This is a genomic window from Cellulomonas jepli (genome assembly GCF_047229345.1).
Classification (GTDB): Bacteria; Actinomycetota; Actinomycetes; order Actinomycetales; family Cellulomonadaceae; genus Cellulomonas_A.
In genome coordinates this window covers 1-2,741 of sequence record NZ_JBFTER010000189.1, presented here as the reverse complement: position 1 = coordinate 2,741, position 2,741 = coordinate 1, and the positions used below count along the sequence as shown (strand labels likewise).

The 2,741-nt window shown below is 77.4% G+C and carries 3 protein-coding genes; 2 read left to right on the top strand and 1 reads right to left on the bottom strand.

Annotation, left to right across the window (positions count from 1 at the left end; genetic code table 11):
• Positions 1 to 71: 71 nt before the first annotated feature.
• Positions 72 to 737: a DNA alkylation repair protein gene (locus AB6N24_RS22960; protein ID WP_412871673.1), complete on the bottom strand. Its 666-nt coding sequence runs from the start codon at positions 735 to 737 to the stop codon at positions 72 to 74.
• A 379-nt stretch (positions 738 to 1,116) separates the two neighbouring features.
• Between AB6N24_RS22960 and AB6N24_RS22955 the strand changes: the two genes are divergently transcribed.
• Together AB6N24_RS22955 and AB6N24_RS22950 are read left to right on the top strand one after the other, a co-directional pair.
• Complete coding sequence (locus AB6N24_RS22955) at positions 1,117 to 1,431, top strand: hypothetical protein (RefSeq protein ID WP_412871672.1); 315 nt, start codon at positions 1,117 to 1,119, stop codon at positions 1,429 to 1,431.
• Positions 1,428 to 2,657, top strand: a complete 1,230-nt coding sequence (locus tag AB6N24_RS22950; protein ID WP_412871671.1) for a hypothetical protein — start codon at positions 1,428 to 1,430, stop codon at positions 2,655 to 2,657. Before AB6N24_RS22955 ends, AB6N24_RS22950 begins: the two co-directional genes overlap by 4 nt.
• Positions 2,658 to 2,741: the final 84 nt, after the last annotated feature.

The window sequence follows — 2,741 nt, the reverse complement described above, 5'->3', positions numbered from 1 at the left end:
AAGCGACTGGGGCGGGGGGGGGGGGGGGGGCCGGTCGGCACGGGCGGGTCGACGGTGGGTCCGCCGCTCGGTCAGCGCAGCGCCGTGCGGGCGGTGCGCAGGGCCTCGGCGATCAGGTCGGCGCCGCGCCGGTCCAGGAACTCCTCGAGGCGGGCCCGGTCGACGTACCCGATCTCGCGCAGCGCGGTCCCGACGGCGGTCTGGACGAACCGCTCGGGGTCCGCAGCGAGGAGCTCGCACAGCGCGAGCGGGTCGTCGAGGTCGCCGGACCGGATGATCGAGTACGCGGCGACGACCGCGGCCCGGCGGTGCCAGCGGTCGGCCGAGCGCGCGAGGTCGAACAGGACGTCGCGCGGCCGGTCGAGCAGGTAGAGCCCGACGACGCGGGGAGCGGAGCGGTCGATGTAGTCCCACGTGTCGATCCGGTCGAGGCGCCGCATCCACAGCTCGTAGAGCGCGCGGCGCTCGTCGCCGGTGATCCGCGGCCGGCGGGCCTGGAAGTCGAGCACGCTGACGGCGACCATGCGCTCCTCGTACGCGTCGCTGACGAGGAGCCGGTCGACCTCGCCCAGCCCCATCGCGGCGTGCGCCTGGGCGATGGCGAACACGGTGCCCATCCGCACGCCGATCACGGTGGTCCGGTCGTCGGTCGTGCGGCGCACGATCTTCGCCCGTTCGGCCTCGTCGGCGGCCTCCGTGAGCGCCGCCCGCACCGACTCCGCGGTGGGTCCCGCCATCGCGCACCTCCCGGTCGTCCCTCGACGAGGACGGTACCGAGCGGGTCCGGGCATGAAGAAGACCCGTTGCGCAGGGGGCAGGCAACGGGCCTTCTGGTTGAAACATTAACCTACTACCGGGCGTCGCGGGCACTTTTGGCCGGGTGATCTGCGCCCGGTCCGCACCACCACCCCGGTGCCCCTGCCGCGCGCCGCCGCGCCGGTTCACTCCCCGGGCCCCGCGCCGCCGCGCCGCTTCACGTCGCCCGGCCCTCCCTGCGGCCGCCGCGCCTCCTCGCCGCCGCCCTGACGTCGCCCTTTGCCCGCCGACGCGTGGCGCCCTACGGTCGTGCCAGCCGCGGGGGGCCTGCGGCACATGCCACGACGACGAGGTACGAGCATGCACAGCAGACGCACCGTCACGATCCTGACCCTCTCCGCCGCCCTGGCGCTCGGCGGGCTCGCCGCCGCGACACCGGCGCAGGCGTACGACTACCTGCACGACGGGGTCCGTATCCGCAGCGAGCCCTACACGTACGCGGGAGTGGTCGGCGCCGGGTATCCCGGGCAGGGCGCCGAACGCCTCGGGCTCAGGCAGGGCAGCACCTACTCCTACAGCAACCAGTGGGGCACCGGGACGTCGTCGCTCTGGGCGCGGAACCGGAACCTCGTCACGGGCGCGGTCGGGTGGAGCGGGTCGTTCCTGATCTCGTGAGGGGGACGACGGTGGAGCCCGGGCGCTCCGGTCGCCGGGCCGTCGTGACCGTGCTCGCGGGGCGCCGTGCGGTGGCCGTTCTCGCAGGGCGCCGTGCGGCCGTGGCCGTGCTCGCGGCGGCCCTCGTGGCCGGGTCGTCGGCCGGTTGCGCCTCGGACCGCGGCGAGCCGCCTCCGGGCAGCTCCGCGGCGCTCTCGGGAACCCCGGCGCCGGGCGCGACGGGGCCGGGCGCTCCGGGGCGGGGCGCGACGGGGCAGGCCGCGGTCGACGCGGGCGCGGACCCGTCGGGCAACCTGCGCCTGCTCGAGGAGCACGGCCCGCCGCCGCTCGACGCGTGGGGGTGGAGCGCTGCGGAGGCGGGCACCGTCGCGCGTGCCGTCGAGGAGCTGACCGAGCGGTGCATGGCGGAGCGCGGCTTCCCGGTCGAGCGCGACGCGGACGCCGGTGGAGGCGCGGCCGGCGACGCGGGCGGGACGGGCGAGGTGGGCGGCTCCGGGCGCGCCGACGCGGGCGCGGCGGGCGGCGCGTCGGGGGCCGACGGCAGGTCCGGGGTGGACGGCGCGTCCAGGACCGACGACGCGTCCGGCGCCGACGGTGTCCTCGGCGAGCCCGTGACCCACTGGGCCGGGTTCCTCGGGCTCGTGAGCCTCGACCGGGCGCGCACGTCGGGCTACCAGGTGCTCGACGTCGACGCCCGGCTCGCGGAGCGCGCGCGCCTCGAGCGGGAGGCGGCCCGCACGCCCGACCCGGCCTACGTCGCGGCGCTCACCGGCGAGGGTGCAGCCGACGCCCCCGGGGCGCAGGGCCGCAGCCCGGCGCAGGGCGGCGGCTGCAGCGGCTGGGCGTTCGACAAGGTCACACCGGTGGACCCCACCGTCGACCGGCACATCCAGGAGCGGCTCTACGGCGAGGCGCTCGGGCGCGCGGAGCGGGACCCGGCGGTCGTGCGCGCGCTCGACGGGTGGGTCGCCTGCATGGCGCGCCGCGGGTACGACCTCGACGCGGTCCCCGTGCCGGCCAGCACCGACCCGGTGACCCCCGGGCTCGTCGAGCAGGCGGTCGCGGACGTGGGGTGCAAGGACGAGACCGGCCTCGTGGACGCCTACGTGACGGCGCTGTACGACGCCGAGCGCGCGCTCGCCGCGGAGCACCGGGCCGAGCTCGACGCGTTCGCCGCGTGGGGCCGCGAGCGCGTCCGGCTCGCCGCGGAGGCGCTCGCCGGCTGACGACGGCGGGCGTCCCGGGCGGCCGGCCAGGTCCGCATGACGACACCGGTCGTCCCGCATCGCGGCCATCACGTCTCACCTGCT

Excerpts from the sequence above, each read along its gene's own strand:
- AB6N24_RS22960 (WP_412871673.1), bottom strand. The coding sequence starts at position 737 with ATGGCGGGACCCACCGCGGAGTCGGTGCGGGCGGCGCTCACGGAGGCC.
- AB6N24_RS22955 (WP_412871672.1), top strand. The coding sequence starts at position 1,117 with ATGCACAGCAGACGCACCGTCACGATCCTGACCCTCTCCGCCGCCCTG.